Below are 2,212 nucleotides of genomic sequence, written 5' to 3'. Positions count from 1 at the left end.
TACTGGCCGCCTGCGCTTACAATCTGCGCACCATGATTGGCGTCCTCTATCCACCCGATGAGAGGCGGACATGAGGGAGGAGTGCGTCCACAATCCGGCAGGATGGCTGCCTAAACCGACAAAGGCCCCGCAAGGGCCGCGGAAAACCGCTCTGCCGGCCTTCAAAAAGGCCCTCACTGACCACCGAAATCCACTTCGCTCCCCGTGCAAAGCCCTCCTTGTGGGAGAAGGTGTCGCCGAAGGCGACGGATGAGGGGTGTTCCAGGGAACGCTGACGCCTCACTCCGCTGGAACACCCCTCAACCGTCTCGGCGCTGCGCGCCGATCCACCTTCTCCCACAGGGGGAGAAGGCAAGGTCGCGCGTTCACTCACCCCCTGGCTGCCTCTTCGATCTTGGCGATGTCGATCTTGGTCATCTGCATCATCGCCTGCATCACCCGGTTGGCCTTGGCCTGGTCGGGATCAAGCAGCAGCCTGGGCAACTGCTCCGGCACGACCTGCCAGGACACGCCGAATTTGTCCTTCAGCCAGCTGCACTGGCTGGGCTCGCCACCGCCTTCGATGAGTCTGTCCCAGAAATAGTCGACCTCCTCCTGCGTCTTGCAGTCGATGGAGAGCGAGACTGCCTCGGTGAACTTGAATTGCGGCCCGCCGTTGAGCGCCTGGAACTGAACGCCGTCGAGCTCGAAATAGGTCACCAGAACCTTGCCCTCACTATCGCCGCTGCCCTCGGGCCAGCGCATCACGCTCAGCACCTTCGAATTCTTGAAGATGGACATATAGTGGTTCATGGCCTCCTCGGCCTGGTCGTCGAACCACAGGCAGGGGGTGATCTTTTGCATTTGCTTGCTCCTCGGCTGTTGCAGTTGGCTATCACGGTGAAACGGCCCGGCAGGGCGGTGGTGTTCTTTGCCCTGCCGTTTGCCAAAGGACGCCCGGGCGGCGCGCAATCCGACAGTGTCATCAAATTTTCTTGGGAAAATCTGGCGCATTGCAAAATTGTGGCCAGACCAGGCTTCGGCGTCTATAACGCCTGCGGTCCGAATTCAGCGCCGCCGCGCTCCCATCGAGCGCAGCCAGCCAGCCAAGGAAAATTCATGCCTGCCTATCGCTCCCGCACCACAACCCATGGCCGCAACATGGCCGGCGCCCGTGGCCTTTGGCGCGCCACCGGCATGAAGGATTCCGATTTCGGCAAGCCGATCATCGCCGTGGTCAACTCCTTTACCCAGTTCGTGCCGGGTCACGTCCATCTCAAGGATCTCGGCCAACTGGTCGCCCGCGAGATCGAAAAGGCCGGCGGCGTTGCCAAAGAGTTCAACACCATCGCCGTCGACGACGGCATCGCCATGGGTCACGACGGCATGCTCTATTCGCTGCCGTCACGCGAGCTGATCGCCGACTCGGTCGAGTACATGGTCAACGCACACTGCGCCGACGCCATGGTGTGCATCTCCAATTGCGACAAGATCACCCCCGGCATGCTGATGGCGTCGCTGCGTCTCAACATCCCGACGGTCTTTGTCTCCGGCGGGCCGATGGAGGCCGGCAAGGTGGTGCTTGCCGGCAAGACGCAGGCGCTGGATCTGGTCGATGCCATGGTCGCGGCCGCCGACGACAAGATCTCCGACGAGGACGTCAAGACCATCGAGCGCTCGGCCTGTCCGACCTGCGGCTCCTGCTCGGGCATGTTCACCGCCAATTCGATGAATTGCCTGACTGAGGCGCTGGGTCTTTCCCTGCCAGGCAACGGCTCGACGCTGGCGACCCATGCCGACCGCAAGCGCCTGTTCGTCGAGGCCGGTCATCTGATCGTCGATCTCGCCCAGCGCTACTACGAGCAGGACGACGACACCGCGCTGCCGCGCAACATCGCCTCGAAGGGCGCATTCGAGAACGCGATGACGCTCGACATCGCCATGGGCGGCTCGACCAACACCGTGCTGCACATTCTCGCTGCAGCGCATGAGGGCGAGATCAACTTCGACCAGGACGACATCGACGCGCTGTCGCGCAAGGTGCCGGTGCTGTGCAAGGTTGCCCCCGCCAAGGCCGATGTGCACATGGAAGACGTCCACCGCGCCGGCGGCATCATGGCGATCCTCGGCCAGCTCGACAACGCCGGGCTGATCAATCGCGACCTGCCGACCGTACATACGCGAACGCTCGGTGAAGCGCTCGACCATTGGGACATCTCCCGCGCCACCAGTC

At 62.7% G+C, this 2,212-nt stretch carries 2 protein-coding genes; one reads left to right on the top strand and one right to left on the bottom strand.

Annotated features, from left to right (window positions below; genetic code table 11):
- Window positions 1-369: 369 nt before the first annotated feature.
- Complete coding sequence (locus EOB36_RS33645) at window positions 370-843, bottom strand: VOC family protein (RefSeq protein ID WP_126103849.1); 474 nt, start codon at window positions 841-843, stop codon at window positions 370-372.
- A gap of 255 nt (window positions 844-1,098) precedes the next feature.
- On the opposite strand from EOB36_RS33645, the gene ilvD reads away from it, so the two are divergent.
- On the top strand, window positions 1,099-2,212 hold a 1,114-nt coding region (ilvD, locus tag EOB36_RS33640), incomplete at its 3' end, for a dihydroxy-acid dehydratase (RefSeq protein WP_128286579.1).

The sequence above is a fragment of the Mesorhizobium sp. M6A.T.Cr.TU.017.01.1.1 genome, assembly GCF_004023115.1.
Taxonomy (GTDB): Bacteria; Pseudomonadota; Alphaproteobacteria; order Rhizobiales; family Rhizobiaceae; genus Mesorhizobium; species Mesorhizobium mediterraneum.
The sequence above is the reverse complement of the archived record's forward strand: the minus strand, read 5'-3'. Positions and strand labels throughout refer to the sequence as shown.

What these genes read in the sequence shown, in the direction of transcription:
- EOB36_RS33645 (WP_126103849.1), bottom strand. Translation starts at nt 843, where the DNA reads ATGCAAAAGATCACCCCCTGCCTGTGGTTCGACGACCAGGCCGAGGAG.